Source organism: Pseudomonas sp. SWI44 (genome assembly GCF_002947915.1).
In the GTDB taxonomy this organism is placed as follows: domain Bacteria; phylum Pseudomonadota; class Gammaproteobacteria; order Pseudomonadales; family Pseudomonadaceae; genus Aquipseudomonas; species Aquipseudomonas taiwanensis.
In genome coordinates, this window is record NZ_CP026674.1 from 5,746,739 (window position 1) to 5,768,390 (window position 21,652).

General features: G+C 62.2%; 15 protein-coding genes. 12 read left to right on the forward strand and 3 right to left on the reverse strand.

What is annotated here, in order from left to right; genetic code table 11:
* Positions 1–21 precede the first annotated feature (21 nt).
* The 7 genes from C4Q26_RS26985 to C4Q26_RS27020 all read left to right on the forward strand — a co-directional run bounded on the left by C4Q26_RS26985 (position 22) and on the right by C4Q26_RS27020 (position 11,329).
* On the forward strand, positions 22–630 hold the full coding sequence (locus C4Q26_RS26985) for a cysteine dioxygenase type I (protein WP_023380416.1): 609 nt from the start codon (positions 22–24) through the stop codon (positions 628–630).
* On the forward strand, positions 627–2,213 hold the full coding sequence (locus C4Q26_RS26990) for a rhodanese-related sulfurtransferase (protein WP_104881824.1): 1,587 nt from the start codon (positions 627–629) through the stop codon (positions 2,211–2,213). The genes C4Q26_RS26985 and C4Q26_RS26990 overlap by 4 nt, the downstream gene beginning before the upstream one ends.
* A 318-nt stretch (positions 2,214–2,531) precedes the next feature.
* Positions 2,532–3,773: a multidrug efflux RND transporter periplasmic adaptor subunit MexE gene (mexE, locus tag C4Q26_RS27000; protein WP_023380414.1), complete on the forward strand. Its 1,242-nt coding sequence runs from the start codon at positions 2,532–2,534 to the stop codon at positions 3,771–3,773.
* Positions 3,774–3,785: 12 nt separating this feature from the next.
* Complete coding sequence (locus tag C4Q26_RS27005) at positions 3,786–6,965, forward strand: efflux RND transporter permease subunit (protein ID WP_023380413.1); 3,180 nt, start codon at positions 3,786–3,788, stop codon at positions 6,963–6,965.
* Positions 6,962–8,377, forward strand: a complete 1,416-nt coding sequence (locus C4Q26_RS27010; protein WP_104883988.1) for an efflux transporter outer membrane subunit — start codon at positions 6,962–6,964, stop codon at positions 8,375–8,377. Before C4Q26_RS27005 ends, C4Q26_RS27010 begins: the two co-directional genes overlap by 4 nt.
* A gap of 189 nt (positions 8,378–8,566) precedes the next feature.
* Positions 8,567–9,622: a tetratricopeptide repeat protein gene (locus C4Q26_RS27015; protein WP_104883989.1), complete on the forward strand. Its 1,056-nt coding sequence runs from the start codon at positions 8,567–8,569 to the stop codon at positions 9,620–9,622.
* A gap of 111 nt (positions 9,623–9,733) precedes the next feature.
* On the forward strand, positions 9,734–11,329 hold the full coding sequence (locus C4Q26_RS27020) for a response regulator (RefSeq protein ID WP_104883990.1): 1,596 nt from the start codon (positions 9,734–9,736) through the stop codon (positions 11,327–11,329).
* A 6-nt stretch (positions 11,330–11,335) separates the two neighbouring features.
* On the opposite strand, the gene C4Q26_RS27025 is transcribed toward C4Q26_RS27020, so the two are convergent.
* Positions 11,336–13,402 (reverse strand): ATP-binding protein, encoded by a 2,067-nt coding sequence (locus tag C4Q26_RS27025; protein ID WP_371919572.1) that lies wholly within the window; start codon positions 13,400–13,402, stop codon positions 11,336–11,338.
* A gap of 245 nt (positions 13,403–13,647) precedes the next feature.
* Between C4Q26_RS27025 and C4Q26_RS27030 the strand changes: the two genes are divergently transcribed.
* Complete coding sequence (locus C4Q26_RS27030) at positions 13,648–14,334, forward strand: type 1 glutamine amidotransferase domain-containing protein (protein ID WP_023380408.1); 687 nt, start codon at positions 13,648–13,650, stop codon at positions 14,332–14,334.
* Between the two features lie 96 nt (positions 14,335–14,430).
* Positions 14,431–15,270 (forward strand): CSS-motif domain-containing protein, encoded by an 840-nt coding sequence (locus tag C4Q26_RS27035; RefSeq protein ID WP_256583340.1) that lies wholly within the window; start codon positions 14,431–14,433, stop codon positions 15,268–15,270.
* Between the two features lie 19 nt (positions 15,271–15,289).
* On the opposite strand, the gene hppD is transcribed toward C4Q26_RS27035, so the two are convergent.
* A complete protein-coding gene (gene hppD, locus C4Q26_RS27040) occupies positions 15,290–16,366 on the reverse strand; it encodes a 4-hydroxyphenylpyruvate dioxygenase (RefSeq protein WP_023380406.1) in 1,077 nt (358 codons plus the stop codon).
* 301 nt (positions 16,367–16,667) lie between these two features.
* Here hppD and C4Q26_RS27045 point away from each other — a divergent pair, with 301 nt between their 5' ends.
* Together C4Q26_RS27045 and rarD are read left to right on the forward strand one after the other, a co-directional pair.
* Positions 16,668–18,254 carry an EAL domain-containing protein gene (locus C4Q26_RS27045; RefSeq protein WP_027907767.1) on the forward strand — a complete coding sequence of 529 codons (1,587 nt, stop codon included), beginning with the start codon at positions 16,668–16,670 and terminating at the stop codon, positions 18,252–18,254.
* A gap of 35 nt (positions 18,255–18,289) precedes the next feature.
* A complete protein-coding gene (gene rarD / locus C4Q26_RS27050; RefSeq protein WP_023380404.1) occupies positions 18,290–19,177 on the forward strand; it encodes an EamA family transporter RarD in 888 nt (295 codons plus the stop codon).
* Here the strand turns inward: rarD and C4Q26_RS27055 are convergent.
* Positions 19,140–20,711: a TerC family protein gene (locus tag C4Q26_RS27055; protein ID WP_023380403.1), complete on the reverse strand. Its 1,572-nt coding sequence runs from the start codon at positions 20,709–20,711 to the stop codon at positions 19,140–19,142. The genes rarD and C4Q26_RS27055 overlap by 38 nt on opposite strands.
* A gap of 259 nt (positions 20,712–20,970) precedes the next feature.
* Between C4Q26_RS27055 and C4Q26_RS27060 the strand changes: the two genes are divergently transcribed.
* Complete coding sequence (locus tag C4Q26_RS27060) at positions 20,971–21,552, forward strand: LysE family translocator (protein WP_027907766.1); 582 nt, start codon at positions 20,971–20,973, stop codon at positions 21,550–21,552.
* Positions 21,553–21,652 lie beyond the last annotated feature (100 nt).

Genomic DNA, 21,652 nt, shown 5'->3' on the forward strand with positions numbered 1-21,652 from the left:
CCTCTCCATCGAGCCCTTACCATGAGCCAACCGCTGCGTCTTGACCGTTTGCGCTTGTTCATAAGCGAACTTTCCGATCTTTTGGACCGGGAGACCGACGAGGCCGCCCTCCTCGACCACGGCCAGGGTCTGCTTGGCAGCCTGGTCGCTCACGATGACTGGCTGCCCGCGGACCTGGCTCAGCCCGATCCGACCCGTTACCAGCAGTACCTGTTGCATTGCGACTCGCGCCAACGCTTTTCCATCGTCAGTTTCGTCTGGGCACCGGGGCAGCGCACCCCGATCCATGACCATCGCGTCTGGGGCCTGATCGGCATGCTGCGCGGAGCCGAATACTCGCAAGGCTTTGCCCGCACCGAACAGGGCGCACTGGTGCCCGCTGGCGAACCTGTACGCATCGATCCGGGGCATGTCGAAGCTGTCTCGCCCCGCATCGGCGACATCCATCAAGTAAGCAATGCCTTCGACGACAGGGTGTCGATCAGCATCCATGTCTATGGCGCCAACATCGGTGCCGTTCGGCGCGCCGTATACCTGGCCGACGGCAGCGAAAAAGCCTTCATTTCCGGATACACCAATACCCGCTTGCCCAACATCTGGGACCTGTCCAAAGAGACCCCTGACCTATGAGTACTGTGACCACCCGGACCTACCAGGACATTCGTCGAGCCCTGCTGGCCCATCAGGAGCTGGCACTGATCGACGTCCGAGAAGAAGACCCGTTTGCCCAGGCGCACCCATTGTTCGCCGCCAACGTTCCGTTGTCGAAACTGGAACTGGAAATGTTCGCCCGCGTACCGCGTCGCAGTACCGCCATCACCCTGTATGACGATGGTGAAGGACTCGCGGACCGAGCGGCGGAGCGCCTGCTGGCGCTGGGCTACAGCGATGTGGCATTGCTGCAGGATGGCCTGGCCGGCTGGCGCGCTGCCGGCGGCGAGCTGTTCAGAGACGTCAACGTACCGAGCAAAGCCTTTGGCGAGTGGGTCGAGAGCGTGCGCCATACCCCGTCGCTGGCGGCCGAGCAGGTGCAGGCGTTGCTGGATGCCAAGGCCGATGTGGTGGTACTCGACGCCCGGCGTTTCGATGAATACCAGACGATGAGCATACCGGGCGGTATCAGCGTGCCGGGTGCGGAATTGGTGCTGCGGGTTGCCGAGCTGGTGCCCAGCGCCGACACCCAGGTGATCGTCAACTGCGCCGGGCGCACCCGCAGCATCATCGGCACTCAGTCACTGGTCAATGCCGGGATCCCCAACCCGGTGGCAGCGCTGCGCAATGGCACCATCGGCTGGACCTTGGCGGGGCAACAACTGGCCCATGGCCAACAGCGCCGCTTTACCGAAGTGACCGAGTCCAACCGTGCCGTGGCAGCCAAGCGTGCGCGCAAGGTTGCCGATAAGGCCGGTGTGCTGCGCCTGGAGGTCAAGGGGCTCAGGGTCTGGCAGGCCGACAGCCACCGCACCACGTACCTTTTCGATGTGCGCACACCTGAGGAATATGCCAAGGGCCATGTGCCTGGAAGCCGTTCGGTGCCTGGCGGGCAGTTGGTGCAGGAGACCGACCATGTGGCCAGCGTGCGCGGTGCGCGTATCGTGTTGGTCGATGACGATGGCGTGCGGGCGAACATGAGTGCTTCGTGGCTGGCGCAGATGGGCTGGCAGGTGGCTGTGTTGGATGGGCTTACCCAGGACCACTTCAGCGAGACAGGTGACTGGAAAGCCCCGCTGCCGCCACTGCCGCAAGTGACCGAAATCAGTGTCGAGCAGTTGCAAGGCTGGCTCGAATCCGCCAGTACCGTAGTGCTGGATTTCACGGCCAGTGCCAACTACGTCAAGCATCATGTTCCGGGTGCCCATTGGGCTATCCGGGCGCAACTGCCCCAGGCCCTGGAGCGGTTGCCTGTAGCCGAACGTTATGTGTTGACTTGCGGCACTGGCCTGCTCGCCCGTTTCGCAGCCGTCGACCTGCAAGCACTGACCCACACGCCCGTGTATCTGCTCAGCGGGGGCACCGCCAGCTGGATTGCCGCTGGCAAGCCGCTGGAGAGCGGTGAGACCCATTTGGCGGTGGCGCGCACCGACCGCTACCGCCGGCCTTATGAAGGCACCGATAACCCGCGCGAGGCCATGCAAGGTTATCTGGATTGGGAGTTTGGTCTGATTGCGCAGTTGGAGCGCGATGGCACTCATGGATTCCAGGTGCTGAGCTAGGGTCTGTAAGAAAAGTCTTGAGACGAAGGTCTGGCAAGGCGAAAACAGCCGAGGAAGCGGAGTTTACGGGTTGTAAAGAGCATTCCGAGGCTGTTTTCAACGCAGCATCACCGAGTTTCAAGGCTTTTCGTACAGAGCCTGGAGAAAACGGGGCCGCTTCGCTCGGAGGGACGCCTGCAGCGCTGATCCATGCCCCACATCGATGTCTGACCACGCCTTATCATTGCGCGTGATAATAACCTTCGTTCCATTCGATTCGTGCGCTACGCGCAAGACACTCACACTCCGCCCACTACTAATACATTGGCGGAGTTCTCCATGGAACAATCACTCAAACCCTTGCGCTTCCCCCTCGCTGCCCTGGCAGTCGTGGTGCTGAGCGCATGCGGTCGAACCCCGGACGCCGTGCAGGCCCCCGCCGCACCGAAAGTCAGCGTCGCCAAGGTGATCGAGCAACCGATCAACGAGTGGGACGAGTTCACCGGCCGCCTCGAAGCGCCAGAAACCGTTGAAGTACGCCCTCGGGTCTCAGGCCAGATCGACTTGGTAGCCTTCACCGAAGGTGCCCAGGTCAAGAAAGGCGACCTGTTGTTCCAGATCGACCCACGTCCGTTCCAGGCTGAAGTCCGCCGACTCGAAGCCCAACTGCAACAAGCCAAGGCCACCGCCATTCGCAGCGCCAACGAAGCCCGCCGTGGCGAGCGCCTGCGCGACAGCAACGCGATCTCCGCGGAATTGGCCGAATCGCGCAGCAGTGCCGCCGCCGAAGCCCGTGCCGGCGTCGATGCCATCCAGGCCCAACTGGACCTGGCCCGCCTGAACTTGAGCTTCACCCGCGTCACTGCGCCGATCAGCGGCCGGGTCAGCCGCGCTCAGTTCACCGCCGGCAACATCGTCACCGCCGATGTCACCCCGCTGACCAGCGTGGTGTCCACCGACAAGGTGTATGCCTACTTCGACGCCGACGAACGCGTGTACCTGAAGTACACCCAACTGGCCCGCGAAGGCCAGCGCGGTCAGAGCACGCCTGTTTACCTGGGCCTGACCAACGAAACCGGCAACCCACACCTGGGCCAGATGAACTTCGTCGACAACCAGGTCAACCCACGTACCGGCACCATCCGCGGCCGCGCCGTGTTCGATAACCGCGACGGCCAGTTCACGCCAGGCCTCTATGCGCGGCTGAAGCTGGTCGGCAGCGCCCAGTACGATGCGGTGCTGATCAACGACGAAGCCGTGGGTACGGACCTTGGCAAGAAGTTCGTGCTGGTCATGGACAAGGACAACAAGGCCAGCTATCGCCCAGTAGAACTGGGGCCGAAGCTTGAAGGACTGCGCATCGTGCGCAGCGGTCTGACCAAGGACGATCGCATCGTGGTCAAGGGCCTGCAGCGTGTGCGTCCGGGGTCGCCAGTGACGCCGGAAGAAACGCCTATGGCCAGCGAGCAGACCCTCGCCGCCCTCGCCCAGCAACGCCAAGCCCTCGAGGCCAGCAATCGGACGCAGAAGGTAGCGGGCTCCACCGAAAAAGTCGCCAGCGCCCAAGCGCCACGCGGTTAAGGGATCACACCGATGAACTTTTCGAAATTCTTCATTACCCGGCCGATCTTCGCTGCCGTGCTGTCGCTGGTGCTGTTGATCGCGGGCTCGATCTCGCTGTTCAAGCTGCCGATCAGCGAATACCCGGAAGTGGTACCGCCCACCGTGGTGGTGCGCGCCAACTTCCCCGGCGCCAACCCCAAGGTGATTGGCGAAACCGTCGCAGCGCCGTTGGAGCAGGCCATCACTGGTGTCGAGAACATGCTGTACATGTCCTCGCAGTCCACCGCCGATGGCAAGCTGACCCTGACCATCACCTTTGCCCTGGGCACCGACCTGGACAACGCGCAGGTGCAGGTACAGAACCGCGTCACGCGTACCCAGCCCAAGCTGCCTGAGGAAGTGACCCGCATTGGTATCACCGTCGACAAGGCATCGCCCGACCTGACCATGGTCGTGCACTTGACCTCGCCGGACAACCGCTACGACATGCTCTACCTGTCCAACTACGCCATCCTCAACATCAAGGACGAACTGGCGCGCCTGGGCGGCGTCGGCGACGTGCAACTGTTCGGCATGGGCGACTACTCGCTGCGGGTATGGCTCGACCCGAACAAGACCGCTTCGCGTAACCTGACCGCCAGCGATGTGGTGGCCGCCATTCGCGAGCAGAACCGCCAGGTGGCCGCCGGCCAGCTGGGCGCCCCGCCCGCCCCTGGCAGCACCAGCTTCCAGCTGTCGATCAACACCCAAGGTCGCCTGGTCAACGAGGAAGAGTTCGAGAACATCATCATCCGTGCCGGTGCCGATGGCGAAATCACTCGCCTGAAGGACATCGCCCGCGTCGAGCTGGGCTCCAGCCAGTACGCACTGCGCTCGCTGCTGAACAACCAGCCGGCGGTGGCCATCCCGATCTTCCAGCGGCCTGGCTCGAACGCCATCGAAATCTCCGACGAAGTGCGGGCGAAAATGGCCGAGCTGAAGAAGGACTTCCCGGAAGGGATGGACTACAGCATCGTCTATGACCCGACCATCTTCGTTCGTGGCTCCATCGAAGCGGTAGTGCACACCTTGTTCGAAGCGCTGGTGCTGGTAGTGCTGGTGGTGATCCTGTTCCTGCAGACCTGGCGCGCCTCGATCATCCCGCTGCTGGCCGTCCCGGTGTCGCTGATCGGCACCTTCGCGGTGATGCACCTGTTCGGTTTCTCGCTCAATGCCCTGTCGTTGTTCGGGTTGGTATTGGCCATCGGTATCGTGGTGGACGACGCCATCGTCGTGGTGGAGAACGTCGAACGTAACATCGGGCTTGGCCTGAAACCGCTTGAGGCCACGCAAAAGGCCATGGGCGAAGTGACCGGTCCGATCATTGCCACTGCCCTGGTGCTGTGCGCGGTGTTCGTGCCTGCTGCGTTCATTTCTGGCCTGACCGGGCAGTTCTATAAGCAGTTCGCCCTGACTATCGCCATTTCGACCGTGATTTCGGCATTCAACTCGCTGACCCTGTCGCCGGCGCTGGCTGCCGTGCTGTTGAAGGAGCATCACGCGCCCAAGGACCGCTTCTCGCGGTTCCTCGACAAGCTGCTGGGTAGCTGGCTGTTCGCGCCGTTCAACCGTTTCTTCGACCGTGCCTCCAATCGCTACGTCGGCGGCGTGCGCCGGGTCATCCGCTCCAGCGGCATCGCCCTGTTCGTCTACGCTGGCCTGATGGGCCTCACCTACCTGGGCTTTTCGTCCACCCCGACCGGTTTCGTACCGGCCCAGGACAAGCAGTACCTGGTGGCCTTTGCCCAGTTGCCAGACGCGGCGAGCCTCGACCGTACAGAGGCGGTCATCAAGCGCATGAGCGAAATCGCCCTCAAGCAACCCGGCGTCGCCGACTCGGTAGCCTTCCCGGGGCTGTCGATCAACGGCTTCACCAACAGCCCCAATAGCGGCATCGTGTTCACCCCGCTCAAGCCGTTCGATGAGCGCAAGGACCCGAGCCAGTCGGCTGCAGCCATCGCCGCTGCGTTGAATGCCCAGTTCGCTGACATCCAAGACGCCTACATCGCGATCTTCCCACCGCCACCGGTACAAGGCCTGGGCACCATCGGCGGCTTCCGCCTGCAGATCGAAGACCGGGGCAACCTGGGCTACGAAGCGCTGTACAAGGAAACCCAGAACATCATCGCCAAGAGCCACAACGTGCCGGAGCTGGCTGGCCTGTTCACCAGTTACCAGGTCAATGTGCCACAAGTCGATGCCGCCATCGACCGTGAGAAGGCCAAGACCCATGGCGTGGCGATCACCGACATCTTCGACACCCTGCAGGTCTACCTCGGCTCGCTGTACACCAACGACTTCAACCGCTTCGGTCGCACCTACCAGGTCAACGTCCAGGCCGAACAGCAGTTCCGCCTCGATGCCGAGCAGATCGGCCAGTTGAAGGTACGCAACAACCTCGGCGAGATGATCCCGCTGGCGACCTTCCTCAAGGTCAGCGACACCTCCGGACCTGATCGGGTGATGCACTACAACGGTTTCATCACCGCGGAAATCAACGGCGCGGCCGCACCTGGCTACAGCTCCGGCCAAGCCGAGGCCGCCATCGAGAAGCTGCTCAAAGAGGAACTGCCCAATGGCATGACCTTCGAATGGACCGACCTGACCTACCAGCAGATCCTCTCGGGCAATACCGCACTGCTGGTGTTCCCGCTGTGCGTGCTGCTGGCGTTCCTGGTGCTGGCCGCCCAGTATGAAAGCTGGAGCCTGCCGCTGGCGGTGATCCTGATCGTGCCGATGACCCTGCTGTCGGCCATTACCGGGGTGATCGTATCGGGTGGCGACAACAACATCTTCACCCAGATCGGCTTGATCGTACTGGTCGGACTGGCATGCAAGAACGCGATTCTGATCGTCGAGTTCGCCAAGGATGAACAGGCCAAGGGCCTGGACCCATTGGCGGCTGTACTGGAAGCCTGCCGCCTGCGCCTGCGCCCGATCCTGATGACCTCGATCGCCTTCATCATGGGTGTGGTACCCCTGGTGTTCTCCTCCGGCGCCGGATCGGAAATGCGCCATGCCATGGGTGTCGCGGTGTTCTCGGGAATGATCGGGGTGACCGTGTTCGGGCTGTTCCTGACGCCAGTGTTCTTCTTCCTGATCCGCCGTTTCGTCGAGCGTCGCCAGGCCCGCAAGGCTTCGCACGTGCCATCGCTGGAGAGCCACGCATGAACCTGCTCAAACCCCTGACGCCTAGCCTGCTGGCACTGGCCCTGGCGGCCTGCGCGTTGGGCCCGGACTACAAGACACCGGACACCGAACCTGCGCATCTGGACACCCAGGCCCAAGCCCAGGCGTTCGATCGCAGCCACTTCGAAAGCGTGTGGTGGAAGCAGTTCGACGACCCGGTGCTCAACCAGCTGGTGCAGGCCTCGCTGGAAGGCAACCGCGACTTGCGCGTGGCCTTCGCCCGCCTCAAGTCGGCGCGGGCGATCCGTGAGGATGCCTCGAACGATCAACTGCCGGTGGTGACCAGTCGCGCCAGCAGCGAAATCGGCAAGGGCCAGATTCCCGGCCAGACCGAACAGCGAGTCAACAGCGAGCGCTATGATTTGGGCCTGGACATGGCTTGGGAGCTCGACCTTTTCGGCCGCATCCAACGCCAGATCGAGGCCAGCGAAGCCCAGGAGGCAGTCGCCCATGCCGACCTGCAACAGCTGCAGGTCAGCCTGATCGCTGAACTGGTCGACGCCTACGGTCAACTGCGCGGTGCTCAGTTGCGCGAGAAAATTGCCCTGGCCAACCTCAAGACCCAGGAGGAGTCGCGTGCCATCACCGAAACCCTGCGTGACGCCGGGGTCGGCAACGAACTGGACGTAGTGCGCGCCGACGCGCGGCTGGCCGGGGTCGAGGCGACCGTACCGCAACTGCAGGCCGAACAGGTCCGGGCGCGCAACCGCATCGCCACCCTGCTTGGCCAGCGTCCGGATGCACTGAGTGTCGACCTCTCGCCCAAGGCGCTGCCGGCCATCGCCAAGGCCCTGCCGGTGGGTGACCCGGGCGAGCTGCTGCGCCGCCGCCCGGACATCCGCAGCGCCGAACGCCAACTGGCCGCTGCCACGGCAAACGTTGGGGTGGCTACCGCCGACCTGTTCCCACGGGTAAGCCTCAGCGGCTTCCTGGGTTTCACCGCCGCGCGCGGTTCGCAGATAGGCTCGTCCGCGGCCAATGCCTGGGCGCTTGGCCCCAGCATCACCTGGGCCGCCTTCGATCTGGGCAGCGTGCGGGCACGCTTGCGTGGAGCCAAAGCCGATGCCGAAGGCGCCCTGGCCAACTACGAGCAGCAGGTATTGCTGGCCCTGGAAGAATCGGCCAACGCCTTCAGCGACTACGGCAAGCGGCAACAACGCTTGCTGTCGCTCATGCGCCAAAGCGACGCCAGCCGCAAGGCCGCCGAACTCGCTTCGGTGCGCTACCGCGAGGGCACGGTGGACTACCTGGTGCTACTGGACGCCGAACGCGAACGCCTGAGCGCCGAAGACGCCCAAGCCCAGGGTGAAGTCGAGCTGTATCGCGGCATCGTCTCGATCTACAAAGCCCTCGGTGGCGGCTGGCAACCCGAGACAGTGGCCAGCGCCCACTGATTCAACGACTCCTTTGGTTGGATCCTCCGCCAACCGTTTGCCCCGCTGGCCTCGCGCCTGCGGGGCTTTTTTGTTCATCCTTCGCCTACGCGGCACCGAGCCGACCCCAGACAAGGGTTGAGCCAATGCACCTTGCAGACAGGGGCATTCTGCCCCAAGCTCTGCCTTCCCACCGCCATGGATCGCCCGATGCTCAAACGCCACCACTACCTGATCGCCTTGCTGGCGCTGGTCCTGGCGACGACTGCGTTGGTCTTCCTGCGCCGCGATGACCAACCCACGCCGCCGACCTTGCCTGCGCACAGTTATGCCAAGGCATTGCGCCAGGCCCATGAAGGCCTGCCAGGCGCCGCGCGGGTGCTGTACCAGCAATTGCAACGCAACGACCTCGCGCCGATTCGCCGCGCCGCACTCTACGCCGAGTTGCCCAACTACCCGTCGCCACAAGCACTGAAGCTTGCGCAGCAAGATTTGGAGCATGACGAGCCGCTGGTACGCCGGGCTGCCATCGCCGGCATTCGTCGGTTGCTGCCTGCCGCGCAGCGCAGCCTGGTGCTGGGGCCGCTGCTGGACGACGACGACCAGAGTGTGCGCTTCGCGGCGGTGGACGCCCTGCTGGGTCTGGACCCGGACGCCATCGGCCTGTATTTCGGCCCCCTGCAAGCGGCGCTGGAGCAGTACCAGCAGGCGCTGGAAAAGCAGCCCGAGGATGCCGCCGCGCAGGTGCACCTGGCTCGCCTGTATCTGCATGAAAACGACTATGACCAGGCTGCCATGGCCCTGCAACGTAGCTTGGCCGTGGCGCCGGACGGCCTCGATGCCCTGGCCACTCAGGTGCGCTTGCTCGAGCGCCAGGGACAGCATGATGAATCACGTCAGGTGCTGGCCAAGGCGCTGGCCTTGCGCCCAGACTCGGCGTTTCTGCAGTACGAGCTCGGGCGATGGCTGAACCGTCATGAACAACGCGAATACGCATTGCTGGCCCTGGCCCGCGCGGTGGAACTGGAACCCGACAACGCTGATTATCGTTATGCCCTGGCGGTGACCCTGCACGACCTGGAACAGGGCGATGCCGCGCAGAAGCAACTGGAAACCCTGCTCAACCGTCAACCGGCAAACCGGCGCGCCAGGCTGTTATTGATCAAGTACTGGAAAGAGACCGGCCAACTGCAGAACGTGCAGGTGCTGTTGGCTGAACTGGAACGACAGAACCCTGATGATCCGGTGCTTCAACAAGGTTTGTAGCAAGCTCGGAGATTGTCGTTGAACCCTTGACGATGCGCCGTGGTCCAGAGGTTATCGGACCTCAAGGCGAAAGCGCCCCCAGGCGCTGCCCATCGACACGGGAGAGTCGTTTTGGCCAGTTCATTGTCGCTGGATGAGCGCGCCCTGATCCTGGCCCCCGCCCAGCTCGGCGCGAGCACCTCGAAGCTACTGGCGACAGCCGGTATAGACTGCCTGTGCGCGCGCGATATCGACCATCTGCATGGCTGCCTGGTCGAGGGCGCAGGCTTAGCGATCATCGCCGAAAAGACACTCAAAAGTTGCAAAGATACGTTGTTGCGGGAGTTCATCAAGGATCAGCCCTGCTGGTCGGACCTGCCCATCGTGCTGCTCACCGCCCCCCGCTCCCCCCTCACCGCCCCCCTTGGGCACCCCTTGGGAAACTTGTCCCTTTTGGGCTCACCCTTCGCCGATGAACAACTTCTGCTGTTGGCCAGGAATGCGCTGCGTAATCGTCGCCGCCAGTACTTGGCACGCGACCAGCTCCAAGCGCTGCAACAACAACTCGATTCGCGCAGCCAGACGCCGGCGTTGGCTGTGCATCAAGCACGCAAGATGGAAGCCATCGGCCAGTTGGCTGGTGGCGTGGCGCATGACTTCAACAACCTGCTGACCAGCATCGGAGGCAGTTTCGAACTGATCGACCGCCGCTTGAAGCAAGGCCGCAGCGAGGGCCTCGAAAGCGTGCTGCGGATGGGCCGGGAGGCCGTCAGCCGGGCATCCCTGCTGACCCACCGTCTACTGGCATTTTCTTCCAGACAGTCGCTGCACAGCCAGCGCATCGAACTGCGCGCCTTACTGGAGGCTCAGCGGTTGCAGGACAACTACAGCGACTCGGTCACGCTTGAGCTGCAGCTGCCGGATACACTATGGGCCGTCGAGGCGGACGGTGTGCAACTGCAGCAGGCCCTCGACAATTTGCTGCTCAACGCCTGTGAGGCCATGCCCAGCGGCGGCGCGTTGAGGATAGAGGCAAGCAACCAGCGGGTAGAAGCCGATCCCGGAAGGGGTGACAGCCTGAGTACCGGCGACTATCTGCGGCTGAGCATCATCGATGATGGCCAAGGTATGTCGCAAAGTACCCTCGAACACGCTTTCGAACCGTTCTTCAGCACCAAGCCCGTGGGCCAGGGTATCGGCCTTGGCCTTTCGATGGTGTACGGTTTCAGCAAACAGTCCCGTGGCCATGTCGCCCTGTACAGCCAGATCGGCCAGGGTACGCGGGTGGACCTTTACCTGCCACGCCATGCTGGGCCGGCGCAGACAGTGCAGGCCGTGGACCCACCGACCTCGCCCATGGAGAGCCGTGACGTGCTGGTGGTCGAGGACGACCCACATGTGCGCTGCTTGTTGTGCCAGGCACTACAGGAGGACGGGGCCAACTGCCAGAGCGCCAGCAATGCCAACGACGCGTTGAAGTTGTTGCGCTCTGCGCAAAACGTGGATTTGCTGATCAGCGACGTCGGTCTGCCTGGCATGAATGGCCGACAATTGGCCGAGATTGCTCGCACCCTCCGGCCGGGGCTGGCGGTGCTGTTCATCACTGGCTATGCCGAGACGGCCATGGCCCGCGAAGGCTTCCTGGCGCCTGGCATGCAGTTGATCAGCAAGCCGTTCGAGCTCAAGGAGCTGCAGCGACAGGTTGCCAGGATGCTGGGCAAACCTTGAGATGACTCACTCGGCCAGCAACCGTAAGGCCTGGCTGGCGAGACTCTGGAGCTCAAAAGGCTTGAGCAGCAGCGCGGTGCCCGGTTCTTCGAACAACTGGGTTTGCAATGCAGGCTCGACAAAACCCGTGATGAAAAGGACCCGCTGTTCGGGCACCAGTTGGCGCATCGCCCGTGCCAGCTGCCGACCGCTGAATCCACCCGGCAAGCCGATATCGGTGATGACCAGGTCGAAGGGGCCATCTTGGCGGAAACGCTGCAGGGCCTCGTCAGCATCGCTGGCCTGGTGAACGTCGAAGCCACACTCGTGCAGATACTCGCGCATCAGCGCGCGCAAGTTCAGCTCATCGTCCACCAGCAGCAGGCGTTGTCCGCGGGCCCGTTCCACCACCGGCGTCGGTGGGGGGGGCTCAACGGGCAGTGGTTGGTGGCAGCGCGGGAACAGCATCGAGACCCTGGCACCCTTGTCCGGTGCTGAAGTGATCCATACGTATCCGCCGGACTGGCGAACGAAACCGTAGACCATCGGCAGCCCCAGCCCAGCACCGCTACCTATGGACTTGCTGCTGAAAAACGGTTCGAAGGCACGGGCCATCTCCACCTCGGACATACCATGGCCATCGTCCTCCACGTGCACCGCTACATAATCCCCTGGCGGCAAACCCGTCTCATCGGGAAACGCGGTGGCAAGGCGCTCGTTGGCGCAGCGAATGGTCACGCAGCCACGCTCCAGGCAGGCTTCGCGAGCATTGCTGCACAGGTTGATCAAGGCCGTCTCGAACTGCGTACTGTCAAGGCAAACGGTCCAGGGTTCGATATCCAGTTGCCATTGCAGGCGCATCTCGGCACCCAGGGTCTGAAGTAACACGGGCTGAAGTGCCGACAACTGCCGGTTGAGGTTCAACGGACGGGGCTTGAGCGGTTGATTGCGGGAAAAAGCCAGCAACCGATGGGTCAGGTTCATGGCGCGCTGCACTGAATCGCGCGCCATGTCGACGTAGTCCCCCAAACGCTCCATACGCCCTTGGTCCAAGCGTCGCTGCAACAACTCAAGGCTACCGCCGATGCCGGACAGCAAATTGTTCATCTCATGTGCCATACCGCCTGCCAGCTGGCCAACGGCTTCGAGTCGCTGACTGTTGCGTAGCAACGCCTGGGATTGGCGCATGGCCTCGTCACGATCATCGGTGATGTCGCGGCCGACCGCGGTCAACAGCGAGCCGTCGAACTTGGCGGTCCAGCGGAACCATCGGTAGTGCCCGTCCTGATGACGCAAACGGGTTTCGAACGTATCGTCGGCATTGCCAAGGATGAAGTCGACCACCGCCACCTGCACCTCGGCGCGGTCCGCCGGATGGATCAACTCAAGTACCGAACGGTCGCGTACCTGGTCTTCACTCCACCCCAGAATGCGGTACCAGGTGGGATTGGCATCCTTCAACACAAGTTCCGAGGTGACAGTCACCATCGCATCGCGCGACAGCGCCCAGAGGTGCTCGCGGTCGACCATGTATTTCTGGATTTGCGCCTGCAACACCTGCACCTGGTCCCGCCACGCTCGCTGCAACTCGGCGCCGGCCGTGGTTTCCATCACCGTGTGCAGAAAACCTGCCACCTCCCCATGGTCATCACGCACAGGGGAGTAGCAAAAGGCGAAGGAGCCCTGCTCTCCCTGGGCGCCACGACCGACCACAATGGGCTTGTCCCCGATGCAGCTCGCGTGGCCTTGCAGCGCTTTGAATACCCACGGCCCCACTTCGTCCCAGGCCTCATGCCATAGCCTGTCGAACCCTTGGCCCAAGGTATCCTGTTGCACGGGATGCAGCGCCTGGTAAGCCTCGTTGTGGATGACCGTCAGGTCCGGCCCCCAGACCAAGGCGCTAGGGAATGGGGTGTTGAGCACCATGTCGACCGCAATGCGCAGCGGAGCTGGCCAACGCGGCAAGGGGCCCAAAGCAGTACGCCCCCAGTCGAAGCGCGCGATTCGCTCGGCGAGGGTGCCTGCGGCATCGGTGTCTGTCGCCTGGGGAACGCCCCGCGGACCGGGTGGGTGTGGCGTACGGTTTGCGCCCAATATGTCGATTCCACTGTGGGGTAGAAGAAAGGATTGGCTGCATCATCTGCGCGAACGAGCGCCTCTGCAAGACATCTGTAATGTTAACCATTACGCGTGCACCACACGCGCTGCGAAATGGCGCGCCCTCAGGAAGATAGCATAACGCCACCATCACAATGGCGTGAGCGAAAACCCCAGCTATGCTGATTAGGCCTCACCTGCCGCCTGTTGCTTTATTCCTTCGCTGCCAATGGAGCCTGGTCATGAGTAAGAAGATTCTGGTTGTGCTGACCAATACAGCCAAGTACCCGACACTCAAGCGAGCGACCGGACTGTGGCTGGGGGAGGCAGTGCACTTCGTCGAAAAAGTGCAACAGGCCGGCTATGCCGTGGACTACGTGAGCCCCAGCGGCGGCTATGTGCCGATCGACCCTCACAGCCTGCAACTGGCCCCAGACCTGGACTGGCAGTGGTACAACGACAAGACGTTCATGAACCGGCTAGGCGCTTCGCTGCAGCCCGGGCAGGTCAAGGCCGATGAGTACAAGGTCATCTATTACACGGGGGGACATGGGGTCATGTATGACTTCCCCGACAACCCGGCGCTGCAGGACCTTGCGCGTCGAATCTACGAAAACCAAGGCATCGTTGCCGCCGTCTGCCACGGTGTCGTGGGCTTGCTGAACATAAAACTCAGTGACAACAGCCTGTTGCTGAAAGATCGGCAAGTCACCGGATTTTCAAATATTGAAGAGAAACTGGCCGAGCTCGATGCCGTGGTGCCCTTCCTGACCGAGAACGAACTGACAGCGCGGGGCGGTCAGTACCTGAAACACGACGACCCTTGGCAGCCCTTCGTGGTTGAAGATGGCCGGCTCATTACAGGTCAGAACCCCGCCTCCACGGGCGCGCTGGCGGAAAAGGTACTGGCAAAGCTCAAGGTGCGATGAACCTTACAGCGATTTCCCCCTGATCCCTACCTACGCATCGCCTGCGGATTACAGCCTGAGTAACACAGCTTACTTAGGCTCACCCTTCGTTTGCTCATGCGGCAGACCTACGAGGGGGAAATGCAGGCTATGGCGAAACTCACACAGATCGGCCGCATCATGCTGGCACCGATGCTGGCCTTGACCACCAGCCTGATGCCGGTTGCCAGTGGGCTGGTGGTGATGTTCTACCAACTGGAGCGCAAGCTCGAAGAAAACGCGCGAGTTTCCGTTCAGGAAGCCGTCTACGCGATCGATGGCGCATTGGATCGGTTGCACGCGTCGGCAGAACTGGTTTTGCCTTTGGCTGGCAAACCCTGTTCGCAAGCCCAAGAGAAGCTGGTGGGCCTGCTGCAGGGAGGGCAACGCCTTCAATCGCTGGTGCTGGCGCAGGAGGGCAAGGGCTATTGCTCGTCGATGGATGACGCGCTGTTGTACGACAGCCTGTTCATCGACCAAGACCACCCTGCAATGCTCGTCTTCGACCCGCCCACTGCGCCTAACGCAGTGTTGGTCGTGTATCAGCTGAGGCAGGACAACCTGCGTGTCTACGCATCAGCCTATGGCATGGAACTCCGTAACGAGCTGCGCGGCTTCCAGGATGGCCTGACGCTGCTCCTTGAATTTGGCGAGGACTATATCTGGAGTCATGGCGACAGCCGCGACGCTGATCGGCCTTCCCAATCGGAGTTCTTTGAAACGGCTCACTCCGAGAAGTACGGCTATACCGTCAAAGGCGGCTATGAAACAGGGTTTACCGCTCGAGAAGCCCGCCAGTCGTTGTTGCAGACAATGCCGTCAATCGCCCTGGTCGGGATACTGACAGGCTCGATCGTCTACTGGGGGATGGTAAGGGTGCGTCGCAAGGCGTTGGGTGCCACCGCCAGCAGGTCATGACGGCAGCACCCCTGTGTCGTCAATCGACGTTCAGGACACCGCGGCGCACCTGGTCGCGCTCGATGGATTCGAACAGGGCCTTGAAGTTGCCTTCACCAAAGCCGTCATCACCTTTGCGCTGGATGAACTCGAAGAATACTGGCCCCAGCAGGGTCTCCGAGAAAATCTGCAGCAACAGGCGCTTGTCGCCCGCTTCGGACGCGCCGTCGAGCAAAATGCCGCGAGCCTGTAGCTCGGCCACGGGCTCACCGTGGCCTGGCAGCCGCTCTTCGAGCATCTCGTAGTAGGTCTGCGGCGGTGCGGTCATGAAGCGCATGCCGAAGCCCTTGAGGGCGTCCCAGGTCTTCAGCAGGTCGTCCGTGAGGAAGGCCACATGCTGGATACCCTCGCCGTTGAACTGCATCAGGAACTCTTCGATCTGCCCTGCACCTTTGGACGACTCTTCATTGAGCGGGATACGGATCATGCCATCGGGCGCGGTCATGGCGCGCGAGGTCAGACCGGTGTATTCGCCCTTGATGTCGAAGTAGCGAATCTCGCGGAAGTTGAACAGCTTCTCGTAGAAGCCGGCCCAGTAAGCCATACGCCCGCGATAGACGTTGTGGGTCAGGTGGTCGATGATCTTCAGGCCAGCACCGACGGGGTTGCGATCCACGCCGTCGATGAAATTGAAGTCAATATCGTAGATCGAACTGCCTTCCTCGAAACGGTCGATCAGGTACAGCGGTGCCCCCCCGATGCCTTTGATTGCCGGCAGGCGCAGCTCCATCGGTCCGGTCTCGATTTCGACCGGCTGAGCGCCCAGCTCCAGGGCCCGGGCGTAGGCTTCATGGGAATTGCGAACACGAAATGCCATGCCGCACACCGACGGGCCATGCTCGGCTGCGAAGTACGATGCGATGCTTTTCGGTTCGTTGTTCAAAATCAGGTTGATGCCACCCTGACGGTACAGGTGCACATCCTTGGAGCGGTGGGTCGCCACCTTGGTGAAACCGAGCATCTGGAATACCGGCTCCAGCACCCCCGGCGTCGGCGACGCCAGCTCGATGAACTCGAAGCCCATCAGGCCCATTGGATTGTCGAAGATATCAGCCATGTTCGTGTCCTCATCTGCAGCGAAAAATGATCAATTGCCTGTGATGCGGAACGTAGATGGTGGGGAGCACGGGATACCCCGCACGCTGCGGGCGAGGAAGTCACCAATGATCAGCTTGAACCCATGGTATGTCATATGGACCCATTCTCGGCGGGCTGGATCCTCCGTAGGCGAAGGACCTTATTGTTGTATTCGTAAACCGATTCTACATTGCGTAAATACCTTTGTCGCGCTTTAGTTCGCGCTGCACGCCGACGAGCGGCTATCCTGTGCAGGTCTTCCTTTACAAGATTAGGTCAGCATGCCCCTCACGGTTAAACGCCCCGCCCGCTGGAGTTGGCGAGCACTGCTCCCCTGGCTCATTGGCGTATTGCCACTGGCGTGCGGGCTGGTGGTCATCGACTGGCAAACCCAACGCGAGCTGCGCGCCAACAGCCTGGCCACCACGAGCCAGGTGGTGACCCATGTCGAGCGCATTCTCGACAACCTCTCTGGAGCCGCCCAGGCCTTGCTGCCACTGGCCGGCAGCCCATGCGAGCAGATCAAGCTCAACCTGCGCGGCCAGGTAACCCGCAACGCGTTCGTGCGCTCGACCAACCTGTTCCAGCACAACAGCCTGTACTGCACCTCATTGTTCGGCGAGTTCGATGAGCCAGTCGATGCCCGCGATTACACCGAGGGTAAACTGTGGCTGATGGACGGCAATTCGGTGACTCCCGGTCATCCATTGCTGGTGTACCGTGCCAGCGAAGGTGACCGGGGCGCCATCACCACGGTCGATGGTGAACACCTGCTTACGGCGCTGCGCCTGATCGGCCCAGATGAAGTATTGCAGATCCGTGTCGGCGATAAATGGATGGGCAAGGACGGCGTGGTACGCCAGGGCATGCCCCCCGTTGCGCCCATCGCCAGTGTCGAACGAAGCTCCACCCGTTATCCCTTCAGCATCCACGGCGGTTATGAGGCAGGCAAGCAAGGCGCGGTGCTGCGCAGTCATTACCCGGCGCTGCTCAGCCTGTTGCTGTTCATCGGCGCGGTGGCCGGGGTTGCATGTCATTGGCAGATCCGCCGTGCCTCGTCGCCGCGCAATGAACTAAGGCGCGCCCTGGAGGCCGACGAGTTCCTGCCGTACTTCCAGCCGGTGGTGCGCAAGGGTGACTATCGCTGGGCGGGGGCCGAGGTGCTGATGCGCTGGAACCATCCTCGCGAAGGACTGGTGCGCCCCGACCTGTTCATTCCATATGCCGAACACAGCGGCCAGATCGTCGCCATGACCCGCGCCCTGATGGTGCACACGGCACAGACCCTGGCACCCTACTGCTCGCTGATCGAAGACGGATTCCACATCGGCATCAACATTACCGCCGACCATTGCCGCGACCTCGGCTTGCTCGACGACTGTCGAACTTTCCTCCAGCACTTCCCGCCCGGCCGAGTGATCCTGACTCTGGAATTGACCGAGCGCAAACTGATCGAGCCCACACCCGTCACCCTGGAGTTGTTCGAGAAACTTCATGAAATGGGGGTGATGATCGCCCTGGACGACTTCGGTACCGGCCAATCGAGCCTCAACTACCTGCGGCAGTTCCAGGTCGACTACCTGAAGATCGATCAGAGTTTCGTTGCCATGATCGGTGGCGATGCCCTGTCCCAGCATATCCTCGACAGCATTATCGAACTGTCGGGCAAGCTGGGCCTGGGCATCGTCGCCGAGGGTGTGGAAACCACTGCCCAACGGGACTACCTGGCACACCACCAGGTGGATTTCCAGCAGGGCTACCTGTTCGCCAAGCCCATGCCGGCGGCGCAGTTTCTCCAGGCACTGGCGGCCCGCCCAGGCATCACGCAGTTGCCGCAGGGCGCGCCCCCTGAGATCATGCGCGGCTGATCCAGCGGCTTAACTCCCCCTATTTCGAGGCATTCGTGTCAAAAGGCATTCTCTCGTCGGTCATGGCGTCCTGTCTGTTCGCTGTGATGTACTTCTATACCTCTTTGCTCTCACCGCTCGACGGCGAAGAAATCTTCGGCTGGCGCACGCTGTTGACCCTTCCCTGCCTTACCCTGTTCATGCTGCTGACCAAGGACATCAAGCTGGTCGGCGGGCTGCTTGGCCGAGTGCGGCAGAATCCGCTGCTGTTGCTGGGCATGGTTGGCACGTCCTGGTTGATGGGCGTGCAGTTGTGGCTGTTTCTCTGGGCTCCTCTGCACGGGCGTAGCCTGGAAGTGTCGATGGGGTACTTCCTGCTGCCCCTGGCGATGGTGGTGACCGGGCGCATGGTGTACGGCGAACGGCTGTCCCGCCTGCAGAAAGTGGCAGTGGCCTGCGCCGCGCTGGGCGTGGGGCACGAGTTGTACCAGAACGGCAGCTTCGCCTGGGAAACCTTGCTGGTGACCCTCGGTTACCCGATCTACTTCGTGCTGCGTCGCCGCTGTCGCACCGACCACCTGGGCGGGCTTTGGTGCGACATGTGCCTGCTGCTGCCGTGGGCCGTGTATTTTGTGACCCAAGGCCCCCTGAGCGCCAACGACCTGCTGCAGCACCCTGCCCTATACGGTCTGATTCCGTTATTGGGAGCGATCAGTGCCTGCGCCCTGATCGCCTACGTGCTTGCCAGCCGGCTGCTTCCGTTCAGCCTGTTTGGCCTGCTCAGCTATGTGGAACCCGTTTTGCTGGTAGGTGTAGCGTTGCTGCTGGGCGAGACCATCGGCCCAGACCAGTGGCTGACCTACCTGCCGATCTGGGCCGCGGTGTTGGTGCTGGTGCTCGAAGGAATCAAGCACCTGCTACGCCAACGTCGTCGTCCGGTTTAAGGCGCACCTGGCGCACCCGGCGCTCCTCCACCGCCACCACCGTCATGACCCAGCCATTCCAGGCCAGACGGTCACCGACCACCGGCAAGCGGTCCAGCAAGCTCATGACCAGGCCCGCGAGGGTCTGGTAGTCCTCGGTGGCACGGGCGCTGAAGCCGGTTCGCGCCTGCACCTGGCTCAGGTTCAGGGCGCCGTTGACCACGAAACCATCGCTGTCTTCGACTACGCCTGGGCCCTCGACTTCGCTGGCATCGGGCAGCTCGCCTGCAATCGACTCGAGGATGTCGGTCATAGTCAGCAGACCGGTGAAATCACCGAACTCGTTGACCACGAACGCGATGTGGGTCGACTGGCTGCGCATCTGCTCCAACGCGTTAAGGATGCTGAAACTCTCCAGCAGGTTCAGCGGCGCCCGTGCCATGCGTTCGAGATCGAACTGGCTGCCTGACAACAGCTCCTTGAGCAGTTCCTTCTTGTGCACGAAGCCCAGCGGCTCGTCGATCCGGCCATCGCGAATCAACGGCAGACGCGAATACGGAGAATGGGCCAGCGCCTGGGTAATGGCTTGGGCCGGTTGCGCCAGGTCGATGGCATCGACTTGGGTACGCACCGTCATCACTGTGCGAATCGGCCGTTCGGCCAGGTTCAGCACACCACTGATCATGACCCGCTCGCGACGGTCGAACAGCACTTGCTCCTCGCCACCTTCGACCAGGTCGGCAATTTCTTCGCCCACCTCGTCAGCTTCCACCCGTCGCCCGCCCAACAGGCGCAGCACGGCATGGGCGGTGCGGTCACGCAGCGGTCGGTGCTGTTGCAGGCTGCGCTTGCGACGGGCCCGGGCCAACTGGTTGAACAGCTCGATCAGCAGCGAGAAGCCAATGGCCGCGTACAGGTAGCCTTTGGGGATATGGAAGCCCAGGCCTTCGGCGGTCAGGCTGAAGCCGATCATCATCAAAAAGCCCAGGCACAGCATGATCACCGTGGGGTGGGCGTTGACGAAGCGGGTCAACGGCTTGCTGGCCACGATCATGATGCCGATCGAGAAGATCACCGCGATCATCATCACCGACAGGTGTTCGACCATACCCACGGCGGTGATCACGGCGTCCAGCGAGAACACCGCATCAAGCACCACGATCTGCGCCACGATAGGCCAGAACGCGGCATGGCGTGCCACCCCGCTGCTCTGGGCCACGTGCCCTTCCAGCCGTTCGTGCAGCTCCATGGTGGCCTTGAACAGCAGGAACACACCACCGAACAGCATGATCAGGTCACGGCCGGAGAAGCTCTTGCCGAATACCTCGAACAGCGGCGCGGTGAGAGTGACCATCCACGAGATACTGGCCAACAGGCCCAGGCGCATGATCAAGGCCAGGCTCAGGCCAATCACCCGCGCGCGATCGCGCTGATGGGGTGGCAGCTTGTCGGCCAGAATGGCGATGAACACCAGGTTGTCGATACCCAGCACCAGCTCGAGGACGATAAGCGTCAGCAGGCCCAGCCAGGCCGTGGGGTCGGCTAGCCATTCCATTAGCGGGTACTCACGGGGAAAGCGTCACAAGGACGGGGGAAGGATGGCCAGGAAGGCCGGAGACTGGGGGGCTCCGCGAAGGTGCTCATACGTACCTTGATCAAGAAATAGGAAGGTGATCCTACAATCACCGTGGGTTCTTTCGACAGCGCAAAAATATTACAAAAGCTGTAACCGCCGCTGTGAGGGACTTTTCTTCAATACATCGCCCACCTACCAGGCCAGGATCGTGGCATCTTCCACACGAGGAAATGCACCCATGACTCTCGCGCTTTCCATGGCCGCCTTTGCGCTGGCAGCTTCCATTTCACCGGGCCCGGTAAACATCGTTGCCCTGGGCAGCGGTGCCCGCCATGGTCTGCGGGCCAGTCTGGGCCACGTGGCAGGCGCCACGCTCGGGTTCTGTGCACTGTTGCTGCTGGTCGGGCTCGGGGTGCACGAACTCCTTGCGCGCTGGCCCATGGTTGGTGTGCTGTTGCATTGGGGGGGCGTAGCATTCTTGCTGTACATGGCATGGAAGCTGGCCCTGGATGACGGTCAGCTGAACAGTGCACTGCACCACAGTGCCCCCACTGCCTGGCATGGCGCAGTCATGCAATGGCTCAACCCGAAGGCCTGGCTGGCGGCGGTGGCCGGGGTCGGTGCCTACACCGGTGGCGAGCAGCACTTGCTGTGGTTGTTCACTTGGATCTACGGGCCGATCTGTTTCGTGTCGGTGGCCGGCTGGGCCTGGGCCGGCAGTGTGATTCGACGGTATCTGGGTAACCCACGGCGAGTGCGGGTGTTCAATCGAGGGTTGGCGGCGTTGCTGGTGGCCAGTGCGGGGTATCTGGTCATTTAATGGAAGATCGGCGCACAAGATCCGATCTGCACGCGTCGACTTTTCCTACAGTGCGGATCGAATTTGCCTGGCATCTAGTCAGGTAACCCCACTCATACCC